This is a genomic window from Gemmatimonadota bacterium (assembly GCA_026706345.1).
Classification (GTDB): Bacteria; JAAXHH01; JAAXHH01; order JAAXHH01; family JAAXHH01; genus JAAXHH01.
On the sequence record JAPOYX010000237.1, the window covers coordinates 1 to 14,689 of the forward strand.

The window sequence follows — 14,689 nt, forward strand, 5'->3', positions numbered from 1 at the left end:
TAAAAGGTCCATGTGAGAAAGACTCCATACCTAACAGTGGGTCATCCAAGTTTATAAGCCTCTCCCTTACCATAAGAAATATCCCATGGCTTCTGCCTAAACCGCTGGATTTTGAAATATCAACTAGTGAATCCTCATAAAGCTCGAAATACCCGTGAACCCCTTTCAAATTTGGGAAATCAACATAACATCTGCCATCTACTTCACGGCTAGTAGCTTCGTCCAAGTGATCTTCTGCAGTCTCATCATCTTGTCCAATGATCCATTTCTTCTTAATTGGTCGATCAATCTTGGACGATTCTAATTCAGAGCCGTTGTAATAAAGTTGAAATCCTGGATTGAGAGGTAGGGCTGTTCGAAGCACCCATTTTAGCCTACCCTCCTTTATTTCCATTGCTTTGGGTTTTAGTTCGGTCATTATGGAAAACGTCCAGGTGTCAGGGGCTTGATCCCCCCACAAATCAAACCTCATCATATCAATTTGATTTCGCTCGAGAAATGGAGCGATTACCGTATAAGCTTCATCTTCTGTTAATTCGCGTTCATCAAGCGAGAATGGATTATCATCCTCCGGGATCTTTGAATAATCCATTGTGACGGCAAGGTATCGGCTAGAGTGTTTGCAAACATAAGTTAGTTTGTTTGCTAGTACATAGGTCGAGAGTTTACCAATACCGAACCTGCCAATCTGCAATCGCCTTTTGTCCCTTTCCAAATCGCTTCGTTTGAAAGACTCACCAATACGCCACAGATCTTTAAGCCCGGCCTGATCCATACTTTCTCCATCATCACATACCCAGATATGAGAATCCTGTGTTGTTAAGTCGGACGGCACATGGACGCACACCATTTGGGCAAAGGCATCATATGAATTACAGATCAGTTCCTCGAAAGCTTTGTTGGGACTGGAGTATAAGCCGGCTGAGAAAAGCTCAATAATCTTGTAACTTATCCTGACATCGATTGTGTCAATAACTGTCCCAGTAGATTCTAATGTCATTTATCGTCTCCCGATTACTATAAACTCTTCTGAATAAACCTTTCTGCCAGAGCTATCGCATGTGAAACGACCTCTTTCATCACGGTATGGCGTTAAGGTTTTCTTACTGATTTTACGTTTGGTGATACGAAGATCCTCAAAGCCAGAATCAATGAGTGATTCAACCAAATGGTGGGTATTATCTATCCGAATTCCTTTGTACTCGGTATTCCCAATCACAAATAGTGCCATGCAACCTTCTTTAAGCATTGATTTGCACTTATTCACAACTTTCTGCATATCAAGGTAGTATTTCGCTACTGAACGGGCTTTCGAGCCGTCTTTCGCAAGTAGGCGAAGTACAGTCTCTTTTCCTGAATTGTTCAGTTTCTCTAACCCACCTTCATAGTCGTATTTGTGATAAAGGCTGCCTATCGATCCTTTACGTAGTTCCCTGTAGTCTTTCGTGAATTTCAACCAAAGTGACGACAATTGGTGAAGATCCGCATACTCATACGATGTGACGTATGGTGGGCTGGTTATGATCATGTCAACATTGGGACAGGTTTTTCCAGATGACAGGAAGTCTCCTGTAACGATTTCGGTCGTTAAAACACCACTGAAGTCAATTTCGTTGTTAGCAGTTTTCATAAAGTCGTACTGATTCAAGAACGCACTCCATACTTCAGTTGGACGCTTGTGCGGGTCGATTTGTGGTTTGATCGATTTTGTCAGCCACCGAGAAGTTGTTTTAAGAATGTTTGAAAATGCACACAGAAAGAAAAGTCGGTATGGGCTTTGTTTAGGTGTACATGTTTCTATCGCGTCTCTAAGACGGACTAGGTCGCAATACTGTCTCTCTGTGTACCAGTATTTAAGACGCTCTGGTGCATTTACATATCGTGGAGGTGGTTTTCTACCTGATTGAAACAATGACTCTATTTCAGTATAGTATTTGCTTAAACGCGCATCTTGATACTTGTGACTTTTTACTTTTGCGATAAGTGTAGCGACTGGATTGAGATCACATCCCCAAAATCCTATGTAATTTCGCTTAGCTTCAAGTGCGACAGTGCCACAACCACAGAACACATCAGCTATTCGGTTTACGGTCAATCCTTGTTGAGCAGCATATGAAAGGGCCTTTGTAGTTATAAACGCTGGGAACTTAGCGGGATAGCCATGAATCCTGTGCATTTTCAACTCTCTTTCCTCACCCGTGTTCCAAAATGAATCTACAGGTATTTCCGAAGAGTTGAATGTAACAAAATCCTCGACGAGTTTCATGTCATTACCTCAAACAATAAGGACTGAATGTACAGTTACAAATACAGGACATTTAACGTGCTTTAGGTTTCATGGTGGGAATACGTCGAACGATGTTCATGTGCCATTTTTGTTAGTTCGCTGACCCCTGATACACTCACCATCACCCTTAAGCCACATGAGATAACTGTGTTGTTTGTTAATGTAAATCTCGCGCTTGATTTGTAGACTGATACAAAAAGGGCGGGAAACTCCTTCTCCCGCCCTTCGCGTCTTCACTTCAGAAACGCTTCCCAGTTCCGCCTCTACCCGAGCCTACCCGCCGTTTTCCGCCAGGGCCTGCTGGACCCGGGGCGGGGACATGGGCAGGTCCCGCAGCCTCACGCCCGTGGCGTCGTAGATGGCGTTGGCAAGGGCGGCCGGCGGCGGTACGATCGGCACTTCGCCGACGCCCCGAACGCCGTAGGGATGGGATTCGTTGGGCACTTCCACGATAATGGTCTCGATCATGGGCAGGTCGAGGGTCGTGGGCATGCGGTAATCCAGGAAACTCGCATTGGTCATGGAACCGGCGTCGTTGTAAATGTACTCCTCGTTGAGTCCCCAGCCGATCCCCTGGACCACGCCGCCCTGCATCTGGCCTTCCACGTAGCTCGGGTGAATGGCCGTGCCGGCGTCCTGGACCGCGGTGTACCGGAGTATATCCACCTTGCCGGTTTCCCTGTCGACCTCTACGTCGACGACGTGGGTGGCGAAGGCGCCGCCCCCGCTGCCGTCGGGATTCGTGCTCACCTGAGCGACCACGGGACCGCCGGCATCGCCGGCCTGGCTGGCCAGTTCCTTGAAGGTGCCCCGTTTCTCCGCGTCATCCCGGTAGGAGAACACCCCGTCGGCGAAGTCGATGGCGTCGGCGGGCACGTCCCAGAGCTTGGACGCCCGTTCCTTCATCTCCCGGATGAGGGCCTGGCCCGTGGCGTGGGCGGCATAACCCGTTCCGAAAGTCGTTCGGCTGCCGCCGGTCACGTCGGTATAGCCGATCGAGTCCGTGTCCACCACGTAGGGCTTGATGTCTGTGGCCTCGAGGCCAATCGTCTCGGCCAGCTGCATGGCGATGGAAGCCCGCGACCCGCCGATATCCGTGGACCCTTCGAGCATGTTGATGGTGCCGTCGGGATTGATGCTGACGGATATGGCCGACCGGCCGCCGTTGAAGTTGAACCAGTAACCGGAAGCAACGCCCCGGCCGCGGACCTTGCCGTTCGCCGATTTTTCGAGGGACGACCGGTAGTGTTCGCTGTCGAGCGCGGCTTCCGTGGTCTCGATACAGCCGATGACCGGATGCACGGGACCGTCGGCCCGGCGGGTGCCTTCCTTCGCTCCGTTCTTGATCCGGAACTCGAGTGGATCAACGCCGAGCTTCTCGCAGATTTCGTCCACGACGGTTTCGGTGGCGTAGGCCGCGTTGGTGGCGCCCGGCGCCCGGTAGGCGTTCGTCTTGGGCTTGTTCACGCACACGTCGTACCCGTCGATCTGGACGTTGGGTATGTCGTAGGGCGTGAAGATGCAGCCCGCGCCCGCGCCGACCGGCGAGCCGGGGTAGGCACCGGCCTCGTACGCCATGTAGGCCGTGGCGGCCGTGAGCCGGCCGTCGCTGGTGGCGCCCATCTTGACCTTGAGGTAGGAACCCGGCGTGGGGCCCGTTCCCTCGAAGACCTCGTCGCGCGTCATCGTCATCTTCACGGGATGCCCGGTCTTCTTCGACAACAGTGCGGCGACCGGGTCCAGGTAGACGGAAATCTTGCCGCCGAATCCGCCGCCGATCTCCAGGGGCACGATCTTGACCTTCGAGATAGGCATCTGGAGGATTTCGGCCATCTGGTCCCGCACCGAGAAGGCGCCCTGCGTGCTCGTCCAGATGGTGAGCTGGCCTTCTTCGTTCCAGAGGGCCGTGGCGTTATGGGTCTCGATGTAGCCCTGGTGGACGGTCTGGGTCGTGAACTCCCGCTCGATCACCACGTCGGCTTCCGCGAAACCGCCGTCCGGTTCGCCCATCTTGTGCTGGAAGTGGTTGGCGATATTGCTGACCTTGTCCGTCTCCTCGCCCATGGACGTGGTTTTCATGTCCTCGTGCAGGATCGGGGCGCCGTCCTCCATGGCCTCCAGCACGCCCGTCACGTGGGGCAGCACTTCGTATTCCACGTCGATCAGCTCCACCGCTTCCTGGGCCACGTGAAGATTTACCGCGGCCACGCCGGCAACGGCATGGCCCTTATAAAGCACCTTGCCATAGGCCAGCACGTTGTTGCTGGCGTCGCGCAGGTTGACGATCGCCTCGCCCAGGTCGGCGAGCTTGTCCGCGATCTGCGGCAGGTCCTGGGCGGTGACGACCGCACGCACGCCCGGATGGGCCTCCGCTCTGCTCGTATCGATACTCTTGATGCGCGCGTGGGGATGGGGACTGCGCTTGATCGCGCCGTAGAGCAGTCCCGTAAGCTGGATATCGGCGCCGTAGATCGCCCGGCCGGTGACCTTGTCCACCCCGTCGTGGCGAATCGGACGGGTTCCGATGACCTTATGTCCGTTTTGTGACACGTCTCTTACCTCCGTTAAGTCATTTCCTTCTGATCATTTCAGATCGTGATCATTTCAAGTCGCGCAAGATCGTTTCTTGTCGCGTTCCGGCATCCTGTTCAAGAACCGCCCGGTCAGGCACCGTTCCTGGCGTCAAGGACCGCGCGGACGATCTTGTCGTATCCCGTGCAGCGGCACAGGTTGCCGGCCAGCCAGTAGCGCACCTCGTCTTCCGTGGGGTTCGGGTTCTCGTCCAGCAGCGCCTTGGCGGAAACGATGAATCCGGGCGTGCAGATTCCGCACTGCAGGGCCGCGTGTTCAAGGAACTTCTGCTGCAGCGGATGCAGGTTGGCGGCGGCCCCGATGCCTTCGATGGTCGTGATCTCGCATCCGTCGGCTTCGACGCCCAGCACGCAGCAGGAGTTGACTAGCCTGCCGTCCATGATCACGTTGCACGCCCCGCAGTTGCCGTTGTTGCACCCTTCCTTGGCGCCGGTGAGATCCAGGTCGTCGCGGAGCACTTCGAGCAGGCTGTTGCGCGGTTCACAGAGGAAATCGACTGCTTCTCCGTTTATGGTGGTCTGTACATGTACTTTTTTCGACATCGACGGCTACTCCTTGGCTCGTTGAACTGCGCCTTCCACAACCCGGCGCGTCAATACGCTGGTCAGATGCTTACGATACTCGGCGGTGCCCCGCATGTCGCTGATGGGCCGGGCCGCGTCGCGGGCGATGTCGGCCGCCCGCCGGATCGCTTCGTCGGACACGGGCTGTCCGGCCAAGGCCTCGCCGGCCTCCCGCACGAAGAGCGGCGTAGGGGCCACGGCGCCGACGGCGATGCGCGCCGACACGAATGAGGACTGGTCCCCGCTGAGCACGACGGACGCACCGACGCCGACCACGGCGATGTCCATCTCGTTGCGGGGGATGAACCGCCGGTAGAAGGCACCTGAGTTCGGTACCGGCGCGGGGAAATGGAGCGACACCAGGAACTCGCCGTCCTCAAGCACGGTGCGGCCGGGCGCCGTGCAGAAGTCTTCCACGGCCACTTTCCGCGTTCCGTTGGGACCGGCGATCTCCGCCTCGCCGCCCAGGACGATCATGGGGGGGATCGTATCGCCTGCCGGGGATGCGTTGCATAGGTTCCCGCCCAGGCTGGCCCTGCCCTGGATCCCCGTGCCGCCCACCAGTCTGGCCGCGTCCATGAGTCCCGGGTAGGCCGCGTCGATTTCCGCGTCTCCGTAGATCCGGTAGCAGGGCACGGCCGCCCCGATCGTGAGGCCCGTCGCGGCGTCGTAGGACAATGCGTTCAGTTCCGCGATCTTCTTGACGTCCACCACGAGGTCGGTACGCCTGCGGTTCTCCCGGAGCTGCACGATCAGGTCCGTGCCGCCCGCGAGCACACAGGCGTTTTTCCCGTGATCGCTGAGCATCACCACCGCATCGGCCACACTTTCAGGCGTGGCGTAGTCGAATGCGTGCAAGACACACTCCTTTGCTGTTAACCTTGAAATGTTGACTGCGAAATAGAAATAGCCGTAAAACCGGACACCCGGATAAACGCGGGCTCAGCCGGCGAAAATCCAAAACACGATCTACATACATTAGGTCGTGCAAAATAACGTGTCAAGCGGGAAAGAAACACGGTTCCCAAAATATCGCGGCGGGTGCGAATCTATGCCATTTCGCCCGGATTGAGCCTACCCTGAATCTAGGACAATTCGCCCAGTTTGAGGCGTCCCTCGAGATCGTCCACGAACTGCCGCGCCACCCTGCCGGAACGCCCGCTGGCGCGCTGAAGCCACCGGAGGGATTCCCGTCTCAGCAATTCCGCGTCCATGTCGAGGCCGCGCTGATCGACGAGATGGCGGACGATCCGGAAATAGGTGTCCTGGGTAATCCGGTAGAAACCGATGGACAGGCCGAAACGGTCGCTCAGCGACACCTTCTCCTCCACGGTTTCCTGGGGATGGATTTCATCGTCGTCCGGGCTGAACCGCAACGTGTTGTCGGCAAGCTTTTCAGGCATCAGGTGCCTGCGGTTCGACGTGGCGTAGACGAGCACGTTGTCGGGCCGGGCGGAAAGGCTGCCTTCGAGGAGCGCCTTGAGCTCGAGATAGACGGATTCGTCTTCCATAAAAGACAGATCGTCGCAGAACAGGACGAAACGCTCGGGGCGGTCCCACAGGAGTTCGACGATTTCAGGCAGATCCGTCAGATCCTGCCTGCGGACCTCGATCATGCGCAGGCCCTCGCCGGCGAACCGGGCCAGCAGGCCTTTGACCACCGAAGACTTGCCGGTTCCGCGCTCGCCCCAGATCAGCGCGTTGTTCGCGGGCATCCCCCGGACGAACTGACGGGTATTCCGGTCCAGGACCCCGATTTCGCGTTCCAGGCCGAAGAGATCGCCCAGGTCCGCCAGGTCGGGATGTACGATCGGTTCCAGATAACCCCTACCGCCTTTTTTACGCCATCGGAACGCGATGGACTCGGAGTATACGTCGCCGGACGCATGCTCTCGCTGTCCCGTATAGGCGGAAAGAAACGCTTCGAAGCGGTCCATCAGCCTTTCGAGGCGGGGCAGCAGATCGGACAGGGTTCTTACGGTATGATTGGGCATGATGACGTTTTCGTTATGGTGTTATGCGTGCGGGTTCCAAACTTAGGAATCCAGGGTATAGGGCGCCAGTCCCAACTAGGGATCCAAGGTATAGGGCGCCAGTCCCAGCGGCAGGGGAGCCGGTCTGGTACAGGAACTTGCCAGCGTGACGTGCTCGCCCGACTCCGACGATTCCTCGATGGACAGCATCACGTCCAGCACGTGGCAGGTGAGTTCGCCGCTAGCCCGGTGCGGACGGCCCGAGCGCAAAGCGCTGACCATATCCGCCACGCCCACCCCGCGGCTTTGCTCCTCGTATCCGTGGCTCAGGGGCATCTCGGTCCAGGATTCCGCGCCGGCGCGGCGCAGCTTTACGGGTCCGCCGAATGAATTGGGATCGGGCACGCTCAGGGACCCCTCCGAGCCGTATATCTCGATGCGGGGCAATTCGTGATGCCATACGTCGAAACTGGTCACGATCGTCCCGATGGGGCCGGTCTCGAACTCGAGCAGACCGGCCAGGTGCGTCGGCACCTCGACCTCGATTTTCTCACCGTACAGGGGCTCGCTCGTTATGGTGCGTTCAGGATGGGTGATTCGCGTAGCGCCGGTGAGCCGGGCGACCGGCCCGAGCAGATTGACCAGCGCCGTGACGTAGTACGGACCCATATCCAGCATGGGCCCTGCGCCGGGCCGGTAGAAGAAGCCGGGATCGGGATGCCACCGCTCGTGTCCCGGGCTCAACATGAAGGCCGTCGCCGCCACGGGCTCGCCGATCCAGCCGTCGTCGATGAGCTTCCGGCAGGTCTGGATACCCGCCCCCATGAAGGTGTCCGGCGCCCCGCCCACCAGTTTTCCCTTTTCCCCGGCCAGGTCGAGCAACGCGCGGCCATCCTCCTTCCGGATCGCCATGGGCTTTTCCGAGTACACCGATTTGCCGTGTTCCAGGGCGGCCCGGGCGATCTCCGCGTGGGCGCCGGGTATCGTGAGGTTGATGACGATCTCTATCGCGGGATCGTCCAGCAGGGCTTCCACCGTCCGCGCTTCCACGCCTTCGTATTCGGCGGCCTTGGCCTGTGCACGCTCCGGGATCATGTCGGCGCAGGCGGCCACGTCGAATGCCGCGAACTTCCGGCCCGCCTCGAAGTATACTCCGCTGATGTTGCCGCATCCTATGATGCCTGCCTTGAGCGCCGACATGGGGCTGTTGCCTCTCCCGTCCTGGTGCCTTGCGAGGGTCGGATTTCGGAAACCGGTCACTGAATACGAACCGCGTCTTTTTGTCTGAAACGAGAGCCGGCCGCCGCGAAACCGGTACCGCGCGGCAGTGCGAATCCCACCGGTCAAAATCCCATCACTTCTAATCTGCCGGGCGCCAAACGTCAAGCGAAATATACCCTTTGGCAGACCCGTAATCGCTTGACGTCCATAAGGGGCTTGCCTATAATCTCAAGCGTTCCCGGCCCTGCGTACCCGGTCGCTCGGAATCGGTCCGGATCGCCGCCGGAACGCATCGTGCATTGCGCGACGCCGCGGTCAACCGCCGGAGAAAGCCTTGATCAAGCAGATCCTAACTTACGGTGTGCTCTTCAGCGCGTTGATGGCGGGATGCAGCGAGGATATTGTCGGGCCAGGCCATATCGCCCGGCCTCTCGTCGGGAACTACGATCTCGAAAGCCGTACGATCCATACCACGACACAGACGGATACCGGCAGCGTGGAGGAACGGCTCATGCTGGTTCCCCCACAGGTGGGTGGACTCCTCCGCCTCAGCGCCGACGGCCGGTACGGACAGGTGGATACGACTGTCATATCGGATTCCACGACCGTCCGTGTCCAAAACGGACGCTGGAACGTTCTGGACAACGTGTTTTTCTTCGTAACCGACAACGACCGGCAATTCGAGGATCGTTTCACTTTCGACGGTTCGAGGCTGGTTCGCACCTCCGAGAACTTCCGCCACTCCTCCGGGCGGTTGATCAGTTTCACGGACGTCTGGTTCAAGCGGCAAGCCGGCACGTCCTCCGCGGATGAGTAACCCCACCCCAAGAGCCAGGGCATGACCCTCGTCAAGGACGACCTGCCAGCCTCCGCCTTTTCCGGCCATCCCCAGGTCTACGAGGAAGGGTTCAACGTAAAGACGGTCATCGGCATCGTCTTCCTCGGGCTGTTCATGATCCCGGGTTCGATCTACCTGAACCTGATCGCCGGCCAGAGCCTGGGCCCCGCGGCGGAATGGACCACGATCATCCTGTTCATCGAAGTCGCGCGCCGGTCCTTTACCACGCTCAGCCGCCAGGAAATCTACATGCTGTACTACGTGGCGGCCAGCCTCACCGCCGGCGTGGGACTGGCGCTTTCCGGCGGCCCCTTCGCCCAGCTGATCTGGTACCAGTACTTCGTCCAGTCTCCCGGCGCCAGGGCATTCGGCATCGACGACCAGATCCCCTCCTGGATCTCTCCCGGCGCGGATTCCGAAGCCATCGTACTGCGCACGCTGCTGCACGGGGAGTGGCTGGTGCCGATCCTGCTCATCGCCGTGCTCCACATCTTCAACCGGGCGAGCGCCTTCACGCTGGGTTACGGACTCTTCCGCGTGACGGCCGACGTGGAACGGCTTCCGTTTCCCCTGGCCCCGATCCAGGCGGAGGGGGCCACGGCCCTGGCGGAGAGTTCCGCGGGACAGGAATCGTGGCGCTGGCGCGCCTTCAGCATCGGGGCTATGCTGGGCCTCGTTTTCGGCGCATTCTACATCGGCATACCGGCGGTCACGGGCGCACTGCTTGCAGAGCCGATCACGCTGATTCCCATTCCCTTCGCGGACCTGACGCGCAACACGGAGAACATCCTGCCGGCCGCGGCCATGGCGGTCGAGCTGGGCCTGGGCCCCGTGCTGACCGGGTTCGTGCTGCCCTTCTGGATCGTGGTCGGTTCCGCCGTCGGCGCCCTGCTGACCGTAGTCCTCAACCCGCTGCTCTACGATCTGAACATCCTGCGTACCTGGTCGCCGGGCATGGACGCCATCCAGACCACGCTCGTCAACGATATCGATTTCTGGATGAGCGTCCGCATCGGCACGGGCCTCGCCGTCGCGCTCATCGGCGGATGGAGCATTCTGTCGGGGCTCAGGAAGCGGACGGGCGGCGCAAGGCGCGGCGGACCGGACGGCGCCTCGCCTGCCGGAAACACCACGCCTCCCGGCAGAGGGGACTTTCCGTTGTCCGTGATTTTCGGCGCCTTCCTGCTCCTGACGGTGGGCTACGTCGTCCTGAGCTGGCGCCTCGTGCCCGGATTTCCCATCCTCTTCTTCGTCTTCTACGGGTTCATCTATACCCCGCTGAGTTCGTACGCGAGCGCCCGCCTGCGCGCCATCACGGGCGCCGACCTGCAATTCCCCCTCATCAAGGAGGCCACGTTCATCCTGAGCGGCTACAAGGGAGTGGACATCTGGTTCGCGCCCATACCGATTTTCAACTACGGAGGACAGGCCCAGGCCTTTCGCGAAGTCGAACTGACCGGCACCCGGTTCACGAGCGTGCTCAAGGCCGAACTGGTCATGATTCCCGTGCTGCTCGTCTGCAGCCTGCTTTTCTGGCATTTCGTATGGGGACTCGCGCCCATACCGTCGCAGGCTTATCCCTATGCGCAGAAATTCTGGCAGCAGCAGGCCACGATGCAGGCGCTGTGGTACTCCAGCACGGCAGGATCGGGATTCGAGTCAAGCTACCTGATCGAGGCGCTGAAGGTCCCGTACATGGTAGGCGGCGCGGCCTTCGGCGTGTTGGCCTACGCCGTCCTGGCGGCCTTCAACCTTCCCGTCATGCTGATCTTCGGCGTGATCGCCAGCGTGGGCACGGTGCCCCACGCCTTCATTCCCCAGTTTCTGGGCGCGTTGCTGGGAAGGTTTTACATGGAAAGGAAATTCGGCAGGCGAAAATGGATGCGGTACACGCCGGTCCTGGCCGCCGGATACGCCTGCGGCACGGGGCTGGTGGGCATGGCCACGGTAGCCGTGGCGCTGATCTCGAAGACTGTGGCGCCCCTGGTCTACTGATCGCCGTCTTTTCGGGTATACCGCTTCAATTCCTCAATGACGTCCGGCATGATGTCCAGCAATTTGCCCATGGGACTGCTGGGGGAATCCATGTGCAGCAGCTGCGCACGGTCCTGCTGGATGACCAGAAACGCAACCGGTTCGACCGATACGCCGCCCCCGGCCCCCTTCTTCTGATCTGCCTCGCCGCCGAATCCGCCGGCGCCGAATCCCAGCGACAGCCTGGAAACCGGAACCACCCAGGAATCACCGATTTGCATCGGTTTGCCCACGTGCACCTCGGTATCGGCGATCTGGCGCAGTTCCTCCAGCATGGTCTGGATCATTTCATTGACGGGCATGGCGATCTCCTGTTTCCCTGGCCGCGAACGCTCGATTCAATATAAACCGGCCGCCGGTCCATGCATATGTATTTTTGACGCCGCCCCGGGGGAATGAGTCGTGCCCGAACTTGAGGGGAGCCCGAAACGTGTGGAAGTTTTTTCTTGACGACTAACCGTATGTTGTGTACATTCTCCGGTATTCGGTCATATTCCATTAGAAAGAAAATGGTAAAACCTCTGCTTGAAGCTCCGTGAGCTCAGGGAGTTCAACCTTATGAAGGCGTTAACGGCCAAGCAGCAGAACGTATACGAGTACATACGCAAGAAAGTCGGCCGGATAGGGTATCCGCCCAGTGTCAGAGAGATCGCGCAACAGTTCGGAATCAGTACCCGCGCGGCCTACGATCACCTGCGGGCGATCGAGAAGAAAGGCCATATCCGCCGCGATCCCATGAAGCCCCGCGCAATAGAAATCATGGGTTCAAGAAATATCTCCGCGCCGGGTACCGGCGATGTCGTTCAGGTCCCTGTCCTCGGCCGCGTAGCCGCCGGGCTGCCGATTCTCGCCGAAGAGAACATCGAGGAGTACATGACTTTTCCGGTGAGCATGGTGAAGCAGGGCGGGAATATCTTCGCCCTCGAGGTACACGGGGACAGCATGGTCGAAGACGGCATCATGGACGGTGATTACGTCCTGGTCCGCGAGCAGCCCGGGGCCGAGCCGGGCGAGACGGTGGTCGCGATGCTCGACGACGAAGCTACGGTCAAGAAGTTCTATCGCCGCAACAACCGGTTCGAGCTCGTGCCCGCCCATCCGACCATGAAACCGATCATCGCCGACGAGGTATCCATCGTGGGCAAGGTGGTCGGGGTTTTCCGCAGAATGGGTTGAACCGGGGCATTTCGGTCGAATCCGTCTACGATACGGTGATCAGGGAATGCCCCAGTTCCCCGGATTCAGCAGGTAGGTATCGTCGAGCGCCATATCCTCCAGCTTGACGAGGATTTCCTCGCTTAACCCTTCGCCATCCGACGTGGAGACCGCTTCCTCCAGGTAGGCTATTCGGTCCGCGCCCACGATGATCGTGGAGATATCCGGTATCGACAACACGAAGCGCAGGGCCATTTCCGGCAGGCTGTAACGGGTCGCGGACTGTATATCGACCAGACGCTCGACGTGATCTATGAGGGGCTTCAGCCTTTCGGGCATGAGTCTGTTCTTATCGGTAAGCGCCCCTTTCAGCAAGGCGGAACGGACGATAATGCCGACTCCGCGCTTGCGCGCCTCGGGGATGACGCGCTTCAGGTAACGGCGGTCCAGGATGTTGCAGGCAATCTGCAGCGTGTCCCACCGGCCATCCTCGATCGCCGCCAGGGCGGCATCTTCGCTGTAGGACGAATAACCTGTAAACCGGATCTTGCCCGCCTTCCGGGCTTTTTCAAGCTCCTCCATCACTGCGCCGTCCCGGATCATCCGCTCCTCCAGCTCGAGCATGTCCCTGCCGTGCACCTGGAGCAGGTCGATGTAATCCGTCCGGAGTCTCGAAAGACTCTGGTCGATCGATTCGGATATGCTCCGTCGCGACGCCGCGTAATCGAGTCCTTCATCCAGCCGGTGCATGCACTTGGTGGCGAGCACGTATTCGGACCGGCGGTCTTCGAGCGCCCGGCCGATAATCTCCTCGCTGTTGCCGTACTGCGCCGCGGTATCAATGAAGTTCACGCCCGAATCGATGGCCCGGTTCAGCAGGTTCCTGGCGTCGGTCTCCGCCGGAACACGGGATTCGTTTTCTTCCTTCAGCCCGTACTCCATGCCCAGTTCAACCGTACCCAGGGATACCTCGGAAACGCTTAAGCCGGTCCGGGCCAGCACTCTGTACCGCACAGCTCGATCTCCCAAATGCTTTCGCTGGTTTTCATCACGAGACCATCATGCCCACGTGCTCCACAACGCAGCGCCCCAGCGCCTCCAGGTCATAGCCGCCTTCGAGCATGGATACCACGCGGCCGCCGCAGGCGTCATCCACGAAGTCCAGCAGGATCCGCGACATGGTCCGGAATCCCGTGTCGGTGACCAGGGTGCCGGAAAGCGGATCGTCCATGTGGGCGTCGAAGCCAGCCGACAGGATGAAGAGGTCCGGCCGGTAATCCTTCATGACCGGAATGATCCGGCTTTTCAGTACGTCGATGTAGACTTCGTCGCCTGAACCCGCGGAAACGGGGACGTTCAGCGTGAACCCCGCACCTTTTCCCGTTCCCTTTTCCCGTTCCGCACCGGTAAAGGGATACAGGGGCGCCTGGTGGACGCTGACATAGTACACCGACGGGTCGTCCTCGAAGATCTCCTGGGTCCCATTGCCGTGGTGGACGTCCCAGTCCAGGATGGCCACCCGTTCCACTCCGAAACGCGACTGGGCATGCCTCGCCGCGACGCCCGCGTTGTTGTAGATGCAAAAGCCCATCCCCCGATTGGATTCCGCGTGGTGGCCGGGAGGGCGGGAGGCGCAAAAGACCCTGTCCGCTTCCTTCGTCAACACGGCGTCCACGGCCCTTACGCCCGCGCCGGCGGCCAATCGGGCGACGGCCTCGGACTCCGGGCAGACGGTCGTGTCGCCCGTGGGCAGACTCCGGTATCCCCGCTCGCACCAGCCCGCGACGGCCTCGACGTACGCCGCATCGTGTACGGCCGTGATCGAGGCGTCATCGGCGGCCGGCGGGGACAGGCACCGCAGCCCATCCGGCGCCGCGGCAGCGGGATCGTCCCCATCCAGGCCGAGCCCGGAAAGGATGGATGTTATGCGTTCGGGCCTTTCGGGATGGAAGGGCCCGGTATCGTGCAGAAGGAAATCGGGATGGGTGATCAACGCGGTGGGCATGTTTTCAAAACGCGGGCGACA

At 59.3% G+C, this 14,689-nt stretch carries 13 protein-coding genes; 3 read left to right on the forward strand and 10 right to left on the reverse strand.

Going from position 1 to position 14,689, the window contains the following annotated elements:
- From OXG98_16790 to OXG98_16820, 7 genes are all read right to left on the reverse strand, one after another.
- On the reverse strand, positions 1 to 1,000 hold a 1,000-nt coding region (locus tag OXG98_16790), incomplete at its 3' end, for an ATP-binding protein (protein ID MCY3773665.1).
- Positions 1,001 to 2,266, reverse strand: coding sequence for a class I SAM-dependent methyltransferase (locus OXG98_16795; protein MCY3773666.1), 1,266 nt, complete (start codon positions 2,264 to 2,266; stop codon positions 1,001 to 1,003).
- 294 nt (positions 2,267 to 2,560) lie between these two features.
- Positions 2,561 to 4,837: a xanthine dehydrogenase family protein molybdopterin-binding subunit gene (locus OXG98_16800; protein MCY3773667.1), complete on the reverse strand. Its 2,277-nt coding sequence runs from the start codon at positions 4,835 to 4,837 to the stop codon at positions 2,561 to 2,563.
- A 113-nt stretch (positions 4,838 to 4,950) separates the two neighbouring features.
- A complete protein-coding gene (locus OXG98_16805) occupies positions 4,951 to 5,421 on the reverse strand; it encodes a (2Fe-2S)-binding protein (protein ID MCY3773668.1) in 471 nt (156 codons plus the stop codon).
- Positions 5,422 to 5,427: 6 nt separating this feature from the next.
- Complete coding sequence (locus OXG98_16810; protein MCY3773669.1) at positions 5,428 to 6,300, reverse strand: xanthine dehydrogenase family protein subunit M; 873 nt, start codon at positions 6,298 to 6,300, stop codon at positions 5,428 to 5,430.
- 227 nt (positions 6,301 to 6,527) lie between these two features.
- The gene (locus OXG98_16815) at positions 6,528 to 7,436 is read right to left on the reverse strand and encodes an ATP-binding protein (protein MCY3773670.1); all 909 of its coding nucleotides are present in this window, start codon (positions 7,434 to 7,436) and stop codon (positions 6,528 to 6,530) included.
- A 75-nt stretch (positions 7,437 to 7,511) separates the two neighbouring features.
- The gene (locus tag OXG98_16820) at positions 7,512 to 8,615 is read right to left on the reverse strand and encodes a Gfo/Idh/MocA family oxidoreductase (GenBank protein MCY3773671.1); all 1,104 of its coding nucleotides are present in this window, start codon (positions 8,613 to 8,615) and stop codon (positions 7,512 to 7,514) included.
- 355 nt (positions 8,616 to 8,970) lie between these two features.
- Here OXG98_16820 and OXG98_16825 point away from each other — a divergent pair, with 355 nt between their 5' ends.
- Together OXG98_16825 and OXG98_16830 are read left to right on the forward strand one after the other, a co-directional pair.
- A complete protein-coding gene (locus tag OXG98_16825; protein MCY3773672.1) occupies positions 8,971 to 9,453 on the forward strand; it encodes a hypothetical protein in 483 nt (160 codons plus the stop codon).
- A gap of 21 nt (positions 9,454 to 9,474) precedes the next feature.
- Positions 9,475 to 11,469 (forward strand): peptide transporter, encoded by a 1,995-nt coding sequence (locus OXG98_16830; protein ID MCY3773673.1) that lies wholly within the window; start codon positions 9,475 to 9,477, stop codon positions 11,467 to 11,469.
- Here OXG98_16830 and OXG98_16835 read toward each other — a convergent pair.
- On the reverse strand, positions 11,463 to 11,810 hold the full coding sequence (locus OXG98_16835; GenBank protein MCY3773674.1) for a spore germination protein GerW family protein: 348 nt from the start codon (positions 11,808 to 11,810) through the stop codon (positions 11,463 to 11,465). The two genes, OXG98_16830 and OXG98_16835, sit on opposite strands and share 7 nt — an antisense overlap.
- Positions 11,811 to 12,066: 256 nt before the next feature.
- On the opposite strand from OXG98_16835, the gene lexA reads away from it, so the two are divergent.
- Entirely contained in the window at positions 12,067 to 12,684 is a 618-nt protein-coding gene (lexA, locus tag OXG98_16840; protein MCY3773675.1) for a transcriptional repressor LexA, read from the forward strand.
- A 39-nt stretch (positions 12,685 to 12,723) separates the two neighbouring features.
- On the opposite strand, the gene OXG98_16845 is transcribed toward lexA, so the two are convergent.
- Both OXG98_16845 and OXG98_16850 read right to left on the reverse strand, forming a co-directional pair.
- Entirely contained in the window at positions 12,724 to 13,677 is a 954-nt protein-coding gene (locus OXG98_16845; GenBank protein MCY3773676.1) for an aldo/keto reductase, read from the reverse strand.
- A gap of 34 nt (positions 13,678 to 13,711) precedes the next feature.
- Positions 13,712 to 14,668: a histone deacetylase gene (locus tag OXG98_16850; protein MCY3773677.1), complete on the reverse strand. Its 957-nt coding sequence runs from the start codon at positions 14,666 to 14,668 to the stop codon at positions 13,712 to 13,714.
- Positions 14,669 to 14,689: the final 21 nt, after the last annotated feature.